Source organism: Paraburkholderia sp. HC6.4b, from assembly GCF_014200875.1.
GTDB lineage: Bacteria > Pseudomonadota > Gammaproteobacteria > Burkholderiales > Burkholderiaceae > Paraburkholderia > Paraburkholderia tuberum.
Genome location: NZ_JACHDC010000008.1, coordinates 237,289 through 252,666, shown reverse-complemented (window position 1 = coordinate 252,666; position 15,378 = coordinate 237,289). Strand labels below are relative to the sequence as shown.

Here is a 15,378-nt window from a genome sequence, read left to right as displayed (position 1 = left end):
AAAAGACAACCGCCGCGCCGGGACGCGGCGCGGCGGTCGATGCCATTGTCGTCGAACACAATGGCAATGCGGCGTCATGCACCGCATGATTGCGCGAGAGGCGCGTACCGCTACTGGTTTTTGTAAATAGTCTTAGTTGTTCTGCAACTTCCACTTGCCGTCGACGATCTGCACGATCACGCGTGCGCGCTGGTCGAGGCCGTTGTGGTCGTTCGCGGTGGTGTTCATGATGCCGTGCGACACTGGCAGCTCCTTGATGTTTTCGAGCGCGTTGCGCAGCGCCATGCGGAACTCCGGCGTGCCCGGCTGGGCGGTCTTCAGCGCGACCGGAATCGCAGCCTGCAACATCTGGCCGGCATCCCATGCGTGGCCGCCGAAGGTCGCGACCGAACCCGCGCCATAAGCCTTCTCATAGGCGTTCTTATAGGCTTCCGCCGACTTCTTCACCGGGTTCGAATCCGGCAATTGATCGACGACAAGAATCGGACCGGCCGGCAGCAGTTCGCCTTCGCAATCCTTGCCGCACACACGCAGGAAGTCGTTGTTCGCGACCCCGTGAGTCTGATAGATCTTGCCCTTGTAGCCACGCTCCTTCAGCGTCCTGGCCGGCAGCGCCGACGGCGTGCCCGAGCCCGCGATCAGCACCGCGTCGGGATTCGCGCCCATCGTCTTCAGCACTTGGCCCGTCACCGATGCATCGGTGCGGTTGAAGCGCTCGTTCGACACGATCTTCAGGTTGTGCGCTTTGGCGGCGGCGTCGAACGTCGTGTTCCAGCTGTCGCCGTATGCGTCCGAGAATCCGATGAAGCCGACCGTCTTCACGCCGTGATGCTGCATGTAATCGGCGATCGCTTCGGCCATCAGGCTGTCGTTCTGAGGCGGTTTGAATGCCCATGCGCGCTTCGCATCCATCGGCTGAATGATCGCGGCCGATGCCGCGAGCGAGATCACCGGCGTCTTGCCCTCAGCGGCCGGATCGAGCATCGCGAGCGAATTCGGCGTGACGGTCGAGCCGATGATCGCGTCGACGTGGTCTTCGTCGATCAGCTTGCGCGTGTTCTGCACGGCCTTGCTGGTGTCCGACCCGTCGTCGAGGATGATGTACTGCACGCTCTTGCCGCCGATCTCCTTCGGCAGCAACGCGATCGTGTTCTTTTCAGGAATCCCGAGCGACGCGGCCGGCCCCGTCGTCGACAACGTGACGCCGATCTTCACCTGCGCGAATGCAGCCCCCGCGCCGCACATCAGCGCCATCGCGATGCCGGTGCGTACCCAATGCCTTGTCTTTTTCATTGCGAGTCTCCAAACGCTTTGAAAAGCGCCTATCTGTAAGCCGGCTTGCTGGGCCGGGTGTTTGAATCTAGTGAGCGGGTTCAGGTGTGCCAAGCATGGTTTTCCCTGCTCGGCGCGCATACCTTCCCCAGCTGCGTTGGGTACCGCTCCTCTCGCGTCGCGCGAGTGCGCATTCGCGTCATACGCCGCGTTTCTGTGCCGCGGCTTTATTCCAACCAGGCATCTCATAAACCACTAATATGTTAGTAGTTTGCGTTCTGCATTATCGACGGTCAAGAGAGCGTGCGCCAAATGCGGGTTTGTCCTGAAGCAGTGAAACCACACTTTTGCGCGATGCGGACACCTGGCCCGGGTAATAAAAAAGACGCGTCAACTGCACGCGTCTTTTTCGATGAGGTCCCGTGGCGCAGAGCCTTCGCTCAGTCGCCGGCGAGCTTCCACTTGCCGTCGACGATCTGCACCATCACGCGCGCCCGCTGATCGAGGCCGGCATGGTCGTTCCTGCTCATGTTGAAGATGCCGTGCGACGCGGGCAGATCTTTCGTGCCTTCGAGCGCGGCACTCAGCGCCTCGCGGAATGCCGGCGTGCCTGGCTGCCCCTTCTTCAACGCGAGCGGAATCGCATGCTGCAGCAGCAGACCCGCGTCCCATGCGTGACCGCCGAACGTCGACACCGACCCCGCGCCATATGCCGTTTCATACGCATGCTTGTACGCAAGTGCGCTCTTCTTCACCGGATTCGCCTCGGGCAGTTGCTCGGCGACCAGCAGTGGGCCAGCGGGCAGCCACGTGCCTTCGCAATCCTTGCCGCACACGCGCAGGAAGTCGTTGTTCGCGACGCCGTGCGTCTGATAGTACTTGCCCTTGTAGCCGCGCTCCTTCAGCGTTTTCTGCGGCAGCGCGGCCGGCGTGCCCGCACCGGCGATCAGCACCGCGTCCGGGTTCTGCGACATCATCTTCAGCACCTGGCCCGTGACCGATGCATCGTTGCGCGCGAAGCGCTCGTTCGCGACGATCTTGATCTTCGCGAGGTCAGCGGCTTTGCTGAATTCCTTGAACCAGCTCTCGCCGTACGCGTCGGAAAAGCCGATGAACGCGACCGTCTTCACACCGTGATTGGCCATGTGCTGCGCAATCGCCGTGGCCATCAGAATGTCGTTTTGCGGCGTTTTGAAGACCCATCCACGCTTCGCGTCCATCGGCTCGACGATGCCCGCGGCCGCGGCCAGAGAGATCATCGGCGTCGAGGTTTCGGCAGCGACGTCGATCATGGCGAGCGAGTTCGGCACGACGGTCGAGCCGATCAGTGCATCGACGTGGTCTTCGCTAGTGAGCTTGCGGGCGTTCTTGACCGCCTGGGTGGAATCGGTTGCGTCGTCGAGGACGATGTAGTCGATCTTCTGGCCCGCCACTTCTTTCGGCAGTAGCGCGATCGTGTTCTTTTCCGGAATGCCGAGCGATGCGGCCGGTCCTGTTGCCGACACGGTGACGCCGATTTTCACGTCCGCGAATGCATGGCCGCTCCAGGCAGCCGAGACCCCTGTGGCGACCAATGCCGCGCTGATCCAACGCAATGCCGACTTCATCCTGCTCCTCTATTAACCCCGTTATTCAATTGCAATTAAATCCGCGGATTTAATTGCCAACCCAGTGGTCGGTGAATAAGCGAGTGTAGCGGACGCAAGCGCCGTGCTGCAAGCGTTTCGCAGGCTTGTGATGTTTACCTGCAGCGGTTGGCGGAGAGTAAAAAATGGCGCGTGAAATAGCCGGGCGATCGCGTCAAAGATTCGATAAACACAAATAAAAAAGCGCTGTTGGATATCAATCCAACAGCGCTTTCTTCTGGGCACTGAGTGCCTCACTTGTCTCCTCGTTCTCCACCTGCAAATTCGTGGTGCATCAGAACTGCATGAAGATTAAACGACCACCCCAACAGTCACAACTAGCAATTACCCTAGTGGTGCACTGCGGCACCGGATTGGGGCGCGTAGGGCGCTTTTCGTCGCACGGTTTGCCACAGGTTCGCCCGAGTCCCTGATCCAGCGGACCTTCAGCACGAGCCGCAATTAGATCGGACGTCGAAGCAATTTCGTACCGCACTGCATCAAGCGAGCGACCACGCGGGCGGGATCAACCAGCCAATCTCAAGCCCGCAACGGTCGCACTCGCGCGACGATCTCACCGACGATGCCGCGCCGGAACGCCAGCACACACGCGATGAAAATCAGCCCGGTGACGATCGTCACCGATTCGCCGAGCGAGCGGAACCAGTCGATGCCGGTCATCGACGCGAGTGCCGCGCCGATATCGCCGAGCCTGTCTTCGAGCGACACGATCAACGCGGCGCCGAGCAACGGCCCGAACAGCGTGCCCATACCGCCCACCAGCGTCATCAGGATCACGAGGCCGGACATCGTCCAATAGGCATCGCTCAGCGTTTCGAAGCCTTGCACCAGCACCTTCAGCGAACCCGCGAGACCCGCAATGCCGGCCGACAGGATGAATGCGAGCAGCTTGAAACGGTCGGTGTCGTAGCCGAGCGACACCGCGCGCGGCTCGTTTTCCTTGATCGCGACGAGCACCTGCCCGAACGGCGAATGCACGATCCGCACGATCAGCAGGAAAGCCGCGACGATCACCGCGAGTACGACGAAATATAGCGCGAGGTCCGAAGAGAGATCGAGCACGCCGAACAGCTTGCCGCGCGGCACGCCTTGCAGACCGTCTTCCCCGTGCGTGAACGGCGCCTGCAGGAACACGAAGTAGACCATCTGCGCGAGCGCGAGCGTCACCATCGCGAAGTAGATACCCTGACGGCGAATCGCGAAGAAGCCGACGACGAGCCCAAGCAGCGTCGCCGCCGCGGTGCCGCTCAGCACGCCGAGCTCCGGCGAAAAGCCGAGCGTCTGCATCGCATAGCCGGTGACGTAACCGGCCGACGCGAGAAACATCGCATGACCAAAGGACAGCAAGCCCGTATAGCCGATCAGCAGATTGAAGGCGGCCGCGAACAGCGCGAAGCACAGCACCTTCATCACGAAGAGCGGATAGATGCCGAGCACCGGCACCGCGAGCAGCACGATCAGCAGCAGACCGTAGAGCACCTTTCTCTGCATCATTTTTCCCTGCCGAAAAGACCCGCCGGACGCACGAGCAACACGAGCGCCATGATCACGAAGACGACGGTCGCCGACGCCTCGGGGTAGAACACACGCGTGAGTCCTTCGACTACGCCGAGCATCAGGCCGGTCAGGATCGAGCCCATGATCGAGCCCATCCCGCCGATCACGACCACCGCGAACACGGTGATGATCATCGACTGGCCCATCAGGGGCGAGACCTGAATCACCGGCGCGGCGAGCACGCCGGCAAACGCCGCGAGCGCGACGCCGAAGCCGTAGGTCAGCGTGATCATCAGCGGCACGTTGACGCCGAACGCCTCGACGAGCTTCGGGTTTTCGGTGCCCGCGCGCAGATACGCGCCAAGCCGCGTCTTCTCGATCACGAACCATGTCGCAAAGCACACGACCAGCGACGCGACCACCACCCATGCGCGATAGTTCGGCAGATACATGAAGCCGAGATTGGTCGCGCCCGACAGCGCCGACGGCACATCGTACGGCTGGCCCGACGAGCCGTAGATCGAATGGAATACGCCCTCGATCACGAGTGTGAGGCCAAACGTCAGCAACAGGCCATACAGATGATCGAGCTTGTAAAGCCAGCGCAGCATCGAGCGCTCGATCGCGACGCCGACCAGTCCGACGATCAGCGGCGCGAGCACGAGCATCACCCAGTACGGCAGATTGAAATACGACAGCCCCATCCACGCGAGCATCGCCCCGAGCATGAACAGCGCGCCATGCGCGAAGTTGATCACGTTGAGCAGGCCGAAAATAATCGCCAGCCCGAGGCTCAGAATCGCGTAGAACGAGCCGTTCACGAGCCCGAGCAGAAGCTGGCTCAGCATCGCCGGTAGCGGAACGCCAAAGATGTCCATTGAAGCCCTTAGCCCTTCAAGCCATCGTCAAGGTGAGATCGGTGACGCACGATCCGGCCGGCACGCGACGAGCGGCGACGCCGCCCATCGGCGTACGGCATCTGAAACGGTCATCCGCCAGCGCGTGCCCCTGCAGCGCCGGCGGTTCTCTCAGGTCTGCGCGGTCCTCGACCGCTTACTGCGCCCGCGCTTACTTCCACAGCGCGCAGCGGGTCTGCGCCTTGGTCGTGAAGACCTGATCGCCCGGAATCGTCGCAGTGATCTTGTAGTAATCCCACGGCTCCTTCGATTCGGCCGGCGTCTTCACCTGCATCAGGTACATGTCGTGGATCATGCTGCCGTCCTGACGGATGTAGCCCTTCGCGTAGAAGTCGTCGATCTTCGTCTTGTGCAACTGCGCCATCACCTTGTCCGGATCGGTCGAGCCCACCGCCTGCACCGCCTTCAGATAGTTCATCGCCGCCGAGTAGTCGGCAGCCTGCAGGCTCGACGGCATCTTCTTCATCTTGTCGAAGTACCGCTGCGACCACTTGCGCGTGTCGGCGTCCTTGTTCCAGTACCAGCTGTCGGTCAGCACCAGACCTTGCGTCGTTTCGAGACCGAGGCTGTGCACGTCGTTGATGAACATCAGCAGCGCGGCGAGCTTCATCGTCTTGGTGATGCCGAATTCCTTCGCGGCCTTGATCGCGTTGATCGTGTCGCCGCCCGCGTTCGCGAGGCCGAGGACCTGTGCCTTCGACGCCTGCGCCTGCAACAGGAACGATGAGAAGTCCGACGCCGACAGCGGATGACGCACCTCGCCGAGCACCTGGCCGCCGTTCGCCTTCACGACCTCCGCGGTCGCTTTTTCGAGCGCCTTGCCGAATGCGTAGTCTGCCGTCAGGAAGTACCAGGTCTTGCCGCCCTGCTTCGTCACGGCCGAGCCCGTGCCGTTCGCGAGCGCGGTCGTGTCGTATGCGTAGTGGATCGTGTACGGCGTGCATTGCTCGTTGGTCAACGTATCGGCGCCGGCGCCGACGCTGATATAGACCTTGTGCTTCTCGCCCGCGACGGTGTTAGTCGACAGCGCGGTCGCCGAGTTCGTGCCGCCGATCACCATGTCCACGCCGTCGCGGTCGAACCACTCGCGAGCGCGGGATGCCGCGATGTCCGCCTTGTTCTGGTGATCCGCGTACAGCACCGTGATCGGCTTGCCGTTGACCTTGCCGCCGAAGTCGGCGACCGCCATCCGGATCGCTTCAAGACCGCCCTGCCCGTCGATATCCGCGTACAGCCCCGACATGTCCGTGATGAAGCCGATCTTTACAGCATCGTCGGCCGCTTGCGCGCTGCCCAGCGTCAGTGCGGTGCCGGCGGCGACTGCGAAACAGAGTGAGGCAATTCGCGCGAGTGGGTTCTTTTTCATGCATGTCTCCTGGTTCTTCGCTTGTGGTTATCAGAGGCAGTCGGGCGCGCGTGTGCCCGTGTCTATACGCCCAGTAAATCGTGCAGCACCGGCATCTTGCCTTCGAGTTCGCTAGCCCCGAAATGCTCGACGATCATGCCGTGCTCCATCACATAGAAACGATCCGCGAGCGGCGCGGCGAAGCGGAAGTTCTGCTCAACCATCACGATCGTGTAGCCGCGCGCCTTCAGCGTAACGATCATGCGCGCGAGCGCCTGCACGATCACGGGCGCGAGCCCTTCCGAGATTTCGTCGAGCAGCAGCAGATTCGCGCCAGTGCGCAGAATCCGCGCGACCGCGAGCATCTGTTGTTCGCCGCCCGAGAGCCGCGTGCCCTGACTCATGCGCCGCTCGTGCAGATTCGGGAACATCGCGTAGATTTCCTCGAGCGACATCATGCGCGCCTTGTCGCCGACGGGCGGCGGCAGCAGCAGATTTTCCTCGCACGACAGGCTCGAAAAAATGCCGCGCTCTTCCGGGCAATAGCCGATGCCGCAATGCGCGATGCGATGCGTGGGCAAGCCGACCGTTTCGCGTCCGTCGATACGGATCGAGCCGGTACGGCGACCCGTGAGGCCCATGATCGCGCGTAGCGTCGTGGTGCGGCCCGCGCCATTGCGCCCGAGCAGCGTCACGACCTCGCCGCGGCCGACCGACAGATCGACGCCGTGCAGAATGTGGGATTCCCCGTACCAGGCTTGCAGTCCCGCGATTTCCAGCGCGGGTGCGCCGCTTTTCGTTTCGTTCGCTTCGAGGCCTTCGCGCTCGACCGTCGTATTCATGCGTGGGCTCCGGCGAGCGCCGCGTCGGCGCTGCCCATGTAGGCTTGCATCACGAGCGGATTCTTCGACACTTCCGCGTAGCTGCCCTCGGCGAGCACTTCACCCCGTTGCAGCACGGTGATCGTGTCGGAGATACCGGCGATCACATTCATATTGTGTTCGACCATCAGGATCGTGCGTCCGGCCGACACTTTCTTGATCAGCGCGGTCACGCGATCGACGTCCTCATGACCCATGCCTTGCGTGGGCTCGTCGAGAAGCATCAGTTCCGGCTCCATCGCGAGCGTGGTCGCGATTTCGAGCGCGCGCTTGCGGCCGTAGGCGAGCTCGACCGTCAACACATCGGCGAAATCGGTCAGGCCGACCTGGGTCAGCAGATCCATCGCGCGATCGTTCAGACGGCGCAACGTACGCTCGCTCTTCCAGAAGTGAAACGCGGTGCCGAGCGAGCGCTGCAACCCGATGCGCACGTTCTGCAATGCCGTCAGATGCGGAAATACCGCGGAAATCTGGAACGAACGGATGATGCCGCGCCGCGCGATCTGAGCTGGCCGTTCGCCGGTGATATCGACACCGTTGAAAACGATCTGGCCCGCGGTGGGTTCGAGAAATTTGGTGAGCAGATTGAAGCAGGTGGTCTTGCCCGCTCCATTGGGGCCGATCAGCGCATGGATCGAGCCGCGGCGCACGCGCAGGTTCACGCCGTTCACGGCGACAAAGCCTTTGAACTCGCGGGTGAGACCGCGCGTTTCGAGAATCGTATCGCCGAGAATCATGTTCCCTTCCATACGGAGTAAGGCGAAGCACTACGATCTTTCCGCGCGAAGCTCCGCGCGACTTGTTATTTTTGCGGCACCCCTTGCCGCTCGTTGGCGTGCTGCACCAATCCGGACGGTGAGCCATGGCGCGGCACGCAGCATGGCTGCCATTGTCGCGCCAATGATGCAGCGCAATCATTGGGATTTGCACTTAGGGAACGAGGCCCGCGCCGTGCGTATGTGACGCGCGGTTCACACGCTTCACGTACGCGGCGGAAAACCTGACTGGTGCGCTCACCGAGTCATGTCACACAGCTGACATCGACGCGGCAACACCGGTATGCGCGGCCATGCTGCCGCTCACGCGCGCGCGACGATCCTCGCGGATCATGTCGCTGGCGCGCTCGGCGATCATCAGCGTCGGCGAATTGGTGTTACCTGACGTGATGTTGGGCATCACCGACGCATCGACGACACGCAAGCCCTCGACTCCGATAACTCGTAGCCGATTGTCGACGACCGCGGCGGGATCGTCGGTCGTGCCCATGCGGCAGGTGCCGACCGGATGGAAGATCGTCGTGCCGACCGCGCCCGCGGCCTGCTGCAATTCTTCTTCACTTTGATACTGGAGGCCCGGCAGGATCTCCCGCGGCTGATAGCGCGCGAGCGCGGGCGCCGCGACGATGCGACGCGTCAGACGTAGCGCGTTCGCGGCGACGTGGCGGTCGTAGTCGGTCGACAGATAGTTCGGCGCGATCAACGGTGGCGCGCAAGCATCGGCCGACGCAATATGAATGCTGCCGCGCGACGTGGGGCGCAGCTGACACACCGAAGCCGTGAACGCATTGAAGCGATGCAGCGGTTCCCCGAAGCGATCAAGCGACAAAGGCTGCACGTGATACTCGAGATCGGGTCGCGACAGCGAGCGATCGTCGGCGTCGGACTTCGCGAACGCGCCAAGTTGCGACGGCGACATCGACATCGGTCCGCTCTGAAACAACGCGTACTGCATGCCGATCATCAGCTTGCCCCACCAGTGCGCGGACATCGTATTCAGCGTGCGCACGCCCTGCACCTGATACGCCATGCGCAGTTGCAGATGGTCCTGCAGATTTTCACCGACACCGCGCAGATCCTGAACGACCTCGATGCCGAGATTCTGCAGACGCGCGCCATTGCCGACACCGGACAATTCGAGCAGTTGCGGCGAGTTGACCGCGCCGGCGGAAAGGATCACTTCGCAACGCGCTTTGGCGAGATAGTCGACCTCGCCGCCACGATATTCGACTCCGGTGCAGCGGCGGCCATCGAACACGACACGCTGCGTGTGGGCGCCGGTGATGACAGTGAGGTTCTCCCGCTTCAACGCGGGCCGCAAAAATGCCTTCGACGCATTCCAGCGAATGCCACGCTTCTGGTTGACGTCGAAGTAGCCGACGCCGGTGTTATCGCCGCGATTGAAATCGTCGGTGGCGGGGATGCCGGTTTGCTGCGCGGCTTGCGCGAACTCTTCGAGAATCTTCCATTTGAGGCGCTGCTTCTCGACGCGCCACGGTCCGCCCGCGCCGTGCGCTTCGTTGGCGCCGCCGTGGTGATCCTCGCTGCGCCTGAAGACCGGCAGCACCGCGTTCCAGGACCACGTCCTGTCGTTCGTCACACGCGCCCACTCGTCGTAGTCTTCCCGCTGACCGCGCATGTAGATCATGCCGTTGATCGACGAACTGCCGCCGAGCACACGCCCGCGCGGATACGACAGCGTGCGGCCGTTCAGACCCGGCTCGGCCTGGGTCTTGTACAGCCAGTCCGTGCGCGGATTGCCGATGCAATACAGGTAGCCGACCGGCACGTGAATCCAGTGATAGTCGTCCTTCCCCCCGGCTTCGAGCAGCAGCACGTGGATGTCGGGATCTTCGGTGAGCCGGTTCGCCAGCACGCAGCCGGCGGTACCCGCGCCGACGATGACGTAGTCGAACTCGCCTTCGAGTCGCCGTGCGGCGCGAGGCGTACTGTCGGTATGACTCATCGTTCAGCCTCCTAAGCATTTTTGCGGCGCACGCGTGGCTGCTCGATCGCTTCCACGCGTGCGCCGCGAAGCGCTTTTATTGCGCTTTTATTGCTCATTTATTGTTTTCCTGGCGCGCTTGCCGACTTGATGCCGCGCAAAGCCGCTAGCTTACTTGGCGACCGGCATCGTGAATTCGGCGCCCTTCGCGATGCTGTCAGGCCAGCGCTGCATGATGCTCTTGTAGCGCGTGTAAAACCGCACGCCTTCCTCGCCGTACGCATGATGATCGCCGAACAGCGACTTCTTCCAGCCGCCGAACGAATGCCAGGCCATCGGCACCGGAATCGGCACGTTGATGCCGACCATGCCGATCTCGATCTGTCGGGAAAACGCGCGTGCAATGCCGCCGTCGGACGTGAACAGGGACACGCCGTTCGCAAACTGATTCGCGTTGATCAGTTCGACTGCGGAGGCGAAGTCGGGCACGCGCACGACGCACAGCACCGGTCCGAAAATCTCCTCGCGGTAGATCTTCATGTCGGGTAACACGTCGTCGAACAGCGTGCCGCCGAGGAAGAAACCCTTCTCGTGCCCCGCGACCTGATGACCGCGCCCATCGACGACGAGCTTCGCGCCCGCGGCGACGCCAGCGTCGATATAGCCGAGCACCTTGTCGCGATGCGCGCCGGTGACGAGCGGCCCCATCTCGGCCGCCGCTTCCATGCCGTCGAGGATCTTCAGGTTCTTCACGCGCGGCGTCAGACGCTCGATCAGCTCATCGGCGATATGCCCCACCGCGACCGCCACCGAAATCGCCATGCAGCGCTCGCCGGCCGAGCCGTAGGCGGCGCCGATCAGGGCGTCGACGGCCTGGTCGAGATCGGCGTCGGGCATTACGACGAGGTGATTCTTGGCACCGCCCAACGCCTGCACGCGCTTGCCGCGCTTCGTGCCTTCGGTGTAGATGTATTCGGCGATCGGCGTGGAGCCGACGAACGACAGCGCGCTGACTTCCGGATGCACGAGCAGCGCGTCGACCGCGACCTTGTCGCCGTGCACGACGTTGAACACGCCGTCCGGCAGGCCGGCTTCCTTCAGCAGTTCGGCGAGCCGGTTCGACGCGGACGGATCGCGTTCGGACGGTTTCAGCACGAAGGTGTTGCCGCACGCGAGCGCGACGGGGAACATCCAGCACGGCACCATCATCGGGAAATTGAACGGCGTGATGCCCGCGACCACGCCGAGCGGCTGCCGCAGATTCCAGTTGTCGATGCCGCCGCCAATCTGATCGGTGAAATCGGTCTTCAGCAGATTCGGGATGCCGCACGCGAATTCGACGATCTCGATGCCGCGCATCACCTCGCCCTTGGCGTCGGAAAACACCTTGCCGTGCTCGCGCGTGATCAGCTCCGCGAGCTCATCGTGATGACGGTCGAGCAGTTCCTTGAACTTGAACAGCACCCGCGCGCGTTTGATCGGCGCGGTTTCGCTCCAGGCGGGAAACGCGGCTTTGGCGGCAGCGACCGCGGCGTCCACCTCGGCGACGCTCGCGAGCGGCACGCGCGCGCTGACGCTGCCGAGCGCCGGATTGAAGACGTCGCCGAAGCGCCCGCTCGTGCCTTCGACCGTCTTGCCGTTGATGAAATGGCTCAGCGCGCGTGCACTCGCCGCGCTGCGTGCGGCTTCGTCCTGCGCGGTTGCGTTGGAATATGTCTCGCTCATCTCGTTCCTCTTTCCTGTGAAATCTTCCGCTTCGCGCGCGATGCCGCGCGCACAAGCGTGCTGAACACCAAGCGTACGGCCCTTACAAGCGACAAATCCAATAAGTAATGCTCATCTGCGCTATAAGCCGAGCTAATATCAGCATATGGATCTGACTCTCCTTAGGGCCTTCGTCACCGTCGCACGCGAGGGCAACCTTACGCGTGCCGCGGTGCAACTGCATCTGACCCAACCTGCCGTCAGCCTGCAAATCAAGCACTTACAGGAGACGCTCGGCGTGACGCTGTTCACGCGGACTTCGCACGGGCTCGCGCTGACACGCGACGGCCAGGCGCTGCTGCCGCATGCCGAACGCGCGCTCGGCGCGGCAGCCGACGTGCAGCGGGCGGCGCAGACGCTGCGCCAGGAAGTACGCGGGCGCCTGCGCATCGGCACCATTCTCGACCCGGAGTTTTTGCGCCTCGGCGGTTTCCTGAAGCAGCTCGTCGAGACCTGGCCGCAGATCGAAACCGCGCTGCGCCACGGCATGTCGGGCTGGGTGCGCGAACAGATTCGCGCGGGCGAGCTCGACGTCGGCTATTACATTGGCCTGCCCGCCGACGACGAGACGCGCGACGGCGCCACGTTTCACGCGGTCACGCTCACGCATTTCCAGTATCGCGTGCTCGCGCCGGCGGGCTGGAAAGATCGCGTGAAGGGTGCGCGAGACTGGCGCTCGCTCGCGGCGCTGCCGTGGATCTGGACGCCGCCGGCGTCCGCGCACAACCGGCTGCTGTCGCGCTGTTTCGGCGAAGCCGGTGTGAAGCCGGTCAAGGTGGCCGAGGTGGACCAGGAGCCGTCGATGCTCGATCTGGTCAAATCGGGCGTCGGTCTCACGCTTGCGCGCGATGCAACCGCGATCGCGGAGGCGCATGCGCACGCGCTGACGATCGTCGATGGCATAACGGTGCCGACGCAGCTGAGCTTCATCACGCTCGACGAGCGCAAGGACGAGCCAGCGATCGCGGCGGCGTTGAAGCTGATCGAACAGCAGTGGGCGATTTGAGCGGGGACGGTCTGACGCGTTGCGATATGAGTCTCGCTAATGCCCGCCCTCTCCCACTTGTCCGCCGAGCTGAAACCGCTCCGTCACGAAGTTTTTGCTAGATTAGCGGTTTGCGCTCGCGCAGCGCCCTCGCAGCTTTCCGTTCCGCCTGGCTTCGTCCTTCCCGGCGGCCTCCGCCCGGCAACACCAGCAACTCCGGAGCCGCCGGTCACTTCCCCCATCCACAGGAGCCTGACATGGCACGCAACATCGAAATCAAAGCCCGCGCCCAGCATTTCGACCAACTGCGCGAGCGCGCCGCACAGCTCGCGACGGACGCGCCGCTGATCTTCCGCCAGCAGGACTTTTTCTACGACGTGCCGCGCGGCCGCCTGAAGCTGCGCCAGTTCGACGACGGCACGCCGGCCGAGCTGATCTTCTATCAGCGCGACGACCGCGACGGCCCGAAGGCGTCGTACTACACGCGCAGTCCGGTGACGAATCCCGAAGCGATGCATGCGCTGCTCGCGACCGCGCTGACCACGCGCGGCATCGTCTCGAAAGAGCGGCACGTATATCTGAGCGGGCGCACGCGGATTCATCTGGATCGCGTCGACGGTCTCGGCGATTTCGTCGAACTCGAAGTGGTGCTCGCGCAGGACGACGACGAAGAAGGCGGCCACGCGGAAGCACAAGCGATGTTCAAGAGCCTTGGCGTATCGGAAGCGGATCTGGTGCCGGTCGCGTATGTCGATCTGCTGAATGCCGACGACGAGCCGCAGCGGGCGGCATAGAGATCCCGTCACCGCAGGGGCCGCGGCAAGGCATGCGCGGCTCCCCTCTTCCTGTCAGTCGGCACTGCCGGCAACGGCTTCGAACCCTCAAACCGCCGCCGCCCCCGGCGCCAGATGCCCGAGCGGCAACGGCCCATTGCGCTTGAACGTGGTCAGCACGATATTCGAGCGCACGCTATCGACACCCGGCACGCGCATCAGCTTCTTCATCACGAAGGTCGACAGGTAATTCAGATCCGGCGCGACAATGCGCAGCAGATAGTCGGCATCGCCGACGACCGCGTGACATTCGAGCACTTCGGGCAGCAAGTCGATCTGGTGCTGAAACTGCTCGATGATCGAATCGCCGTGATGCTTCAGCTTCAGGCTCGTGAAAGCGGTGACACCGAGCCCAAGCTTTTCGGGCCGCAGCACGACGCGATAGCCATCCACCACGCCGACCTGTTCCAGCCGTTGCAGGCGTCGCCCGATCTGCGACGGCGACAGCGGCACCTGCTCCGCCAACTGCTGATGCGTGGCGCGGCCGAAGCGCTGCAGCACGTCGAGCAGCGCGAGATCGAAGTGGTCGAGTTCAAGCATGGTGATATCCCGCATTAATCTGCCATTCAACAGACGATTATCGCATAACTATCCGCTTATACGCGAAACTTGCGCCCTTTCCGCACGTGCTCCGCTCTACACTCGCATACACCGATCTCATGCAATCCGTCTTGTTACGGCAGCCTCGCCATGTCCACCGCCAGCACCGCCAAACTCAAGGAACAGTTCGACGCCGGTCTCGAGACCCGCGCCGACTTCACGATCGATCAGCCGCTTGAGTGCTACGGCACGGTTGACCATGCGGGCTGGCGACAACTGTACGCGCGCCAAACAGCCTTGCTCGAAGGCCGTGTCTGCGATGAATTCTTCGCGGGCGTCGAGCGCATCGGCCTGCCGTCGGAGCGCGTGCCGTCCTTCGAAGACGTCAACGCACCTGCCTACGCGGCGGGCGACCTGTTGACTGCGTGATTACGCGCGGAACCCGCGAGGGTTGGAACACCGGCGGCGACGTTTGAACGAAAATCCATCGCAAACCGATCCGGCCCAGCGTGCGGCGAGCGTTGCGCAACCATGAAAAAATGACGGATTCGTCCGCCTGCCGGCGAGCGTGTTCCACGAGCGAGGTAACACCATGATTCAGAAACTGACTTCCGACGAGCGAACCCAGCAACTGGCGAAACTGAATCGCTGGCAAAACGTGGCTGAGCGTGATGCGATTCGCCGCGCGTTCGAGTTCGCCGACTTCAACGAGGCCTTCGGCTTCATGACGCGCGTCGCGATCAAGGCGCAGGAGATGGACCACCATCCCGAGTGGTTCAACGTGTACAACAAGGTCGACATCACGCTGTCCACCCATGAAGCGAACGGCGTGACCGAACGCGACATCGCGCTTGCCGCATTCATCGACGGGATTACTATGTAATACCAATAATTACGGGCCTTTATGCGTGTTTATGCATAACTCGCCGCCTAATCAGGTGACCATGAAAGGACAATGCAGGCAATTCCTTAGGTAA

At 62.7% G+C, this 15,378-nt stretch carries 13 protein-coding genes and 1 pseudogene; 4 read left to right on the top strand and 10 right to left on the bottom strand.

Going from position 1 to position 15,378, the window contains the following annotated elements; genetic code table 11:
- Positions 1–132: 132 nt before the first annotated feature.
- From HDG34_RS14830 to HDG34_RS14790, 9 genes are all read right to left on the bottom strand, one after another.
- A complete protein-coding gene (locus HDG34_RS14830) occupies positions 133–1,293 on the bottom strand; it encodes an ABC transporter substrate-binding protein (protein ID WP_184060999.1) in 1,161 nt (386 codons plus the stop codon).
- 419 nt (positions 1,294–1,712) lie between these two features.
- Positions 1,713–2,879 carry an ABC transporter substrate-binding protein gene (locus tag HDG34_RS14825; RefSeq protein WP_184060998.1) on the bottom strand — a complete coding sequence of 389 codons (1,167 nt, stop codon included), beginning with the start codon at positions 2,877–2,879 and terminating at the stop codon, positions 1,713–1,715.
- A gap of 558 nt (positions 2,880–3,437) precedes the next feature.
- Entirely contained in the window at positions 3,438–4,409 is a 972-nt protein-coding gene (locus tag HDG34_RS14820; RefSeq protein WP_167368667.1) for a branched-chain amino acid ABC transporter permease, read from the bottom strand.
- Positions 4,409–5,293, bottom strand: a complete 885-nt coding sequence (locus HDG34_RS14815; protein ID WP_184036882.1) for a branched-chain amino acid ABC transporter permease — start codon at positions 5,291–5,293, stop codon at positions 4,409–4,411. Before HDG34_RS14815 ends, HDG34_RS14820 begins: the two co-directional genes overlap by 1 nt.
- Positions 5,294–5,483: 190 nt before the next feature.
- The gene (locus HDG34_RS14810; RefSeq protein WP_184060997.1) at positions 5,484–6,698 is read right to left on the bottom strand and encodes an ABC transporter substrate-binding protein; all 1,215 of its coding nucleotides are present in this window, start codon (positions 6,696–6,698) and stop codon (positions 5,484–5,486) included.
- 62 nt (positions 6,699–6,760) lie between these two features.
- Positions 6,761–7,519: an ABC transporter ATP-binding protein gene (locus HDG34_RS14805; protein WP_184036876.1), complete on the bottom strand. Its 759-nt coding sequence runs from the start codon at positions 7,517–7,519 to the stop codon at positions 6,761–6,763.
- On the bottom strand, positions 7,516–8,295 hold the full coding sequence (locus tag HDG34_RS14800; RefSeq protein ID WP_018418872.1) for an ABC transporter ATP-binding protein: 780 nt from the start codon (positions 8,293–8,295) through the stop codon (positions 7,516–7,518). The genes HDG34_RS14805 and HDG34_RS14800 overlap by 4 nt, the downstream gene beginning before the upstream one ends.
- A gap of 289 nt (positions 8,296–8,584) precedes the next feature.
- A complete protein-coding gene (locus tag HDG34_RS14795) occupies positions 8,585–10,300 on the bottom strand; it encodes a GMC family oxidoreductase (RefSeq protein ID WP_184060996.1) in 1,716 nt (571 codons plus the stop codon).
- A 150-nt stretch (positions 10,301–10,450) separates the two neighbouring features.
- Positions 10,451–12,004, bottom strand: coding sequence for a CoA-acylating methylmalonate-semialdehyde dehydrogenase (locus HDG34_RS14790; protein WP_260321176.1), 1,554 nt, complete (start codon positions 12,002–12,004; stop codon positions 10,451–10,453).
- 145 nt (positions 12,005–12,149) lie between these two features.
- Here HDG34_RS14790 and HDG34_RS14785 point away from each other — a divergent pair, with 145 nt between their 5' ends.
- Together HDG34_RS14785 and HDG34_RS14780 are read left to right on the top strand one after the other, a co-directional pair.
- Positions 12,150–13,049 (top strand): LysR family transcriptional regulator, encoded by a 900-nt coding sequence (locus HDG34_RS14785; protein WP_184060995.1) that lies wholly within the window; start codon positions 12,150–12,152, stop codon positions 13,047–13,049.
- A gap of 236 nt (positions 13,050–13,285) precedes the next feature.
- Positions 13,286–13,822 (top strand): class IV adenylate cyclase, encoded by a 537-nt coding sequence (locus HDG34_RS14780; protein ID WP_184051682.1) that lies wholly within the window; start codon positions 13,286–13,288, stop codon positions 13,820–13,822.
- A gap of 87 nt (positions 13,823–13,909) precedes the next feature.
- On the opposite strand, the gene HDG34_RS14775 is transcribed toward HDG34_RS14780, so the two are convergent.
- On the bottom strand, positions 13,910–14,401 hold the full coding sequence (locus HDG34_RS14775) for an Lrp/AsnC family transcriptional regulator (protein WP_184036864.1): 492 nt from the start codon (positions 14,399–14,401) through the stop codon (positions 13,910–13,912).
- Between the two features lie 150 nt (positions 14,402–14,551).
- On the opposite strand from HDG34_RS14775, the pseudogene HDG34_RS14770 reads away from it, so the two are divergent.
- Together HDG34_RS14770 and HDG34_RS14765 are read left to right on the top strand one after the other, a co-directional pair.
- Positions 14,552–14,794 (top strand): annotated as a pseudogene (locus HDG34_RS14770) (phenylalanine 4-monooxygenase); the annotation flags it as partial.
- 199 nt (positions 14,795–14,993) lie between these two features.
- A complete protein-coding gene (locus HDG34_RS14765; protein WP_260321175.1) occupies positions 14,994–15,284 on the top strand; it encodes a 4a-hydroxytetrahydrobiopterin dehydratase in 291 nt (96 codons plus the stop codon).
- Positions 15,285–15,378 lie beyond the last annotated feature (94 nt).